This window comes from Anaerococcus lactolyticus ATCC 51172 (genome assembly GCF_000156575.1).
Lineage (GTDB): Bacteria > Bacillota > Clostridia > Tissierellales > Peptoniphilaceae > Anaerococcus > Anaerococcus lactolyticus.
On the sequence record NZ_GG666120.1, the window covers coordinates 1 to 241 of the forward strand.

The 241-nt window shown below is 66.8% G+C and carries 1 protein-coding gene; it reads left to right on the forward strand.

What is annotated here, in order from left to right:
* The coding region (locus HMPREF0072_RS11500; protein ID WP_004830629.1) for a PhnD/SsuA/transferrin family substrate-binding protein at nucleotides 1-241 on the forward strand (241 nt) is incomplete at both ends.

Below are 241 nucleotides of genomic sequence, written 5' to 3' on the forward strand. Positions count from 1 at the left end.
CTGAAGGGCAAGACCTTCGCCTTCGGCTCGGTCTCCTCCACCTCGGGCAGCCTGATGCCGCGCTACTTCATGCAGAAGGACGGCATCGTCCCCGAGCAGTTCTTCTCCCGCGTCGCCTACTCCGGCGCCCACGACGCCACCGTAGCCTGGGTCCAGGCCGGCAAGGTCGACGCCGGCGTGCTGAACGCCTCGGTCTGGCAGAAGCTGGTGGACAGCGGCAAGGTCGATACCGCCAAGGTCA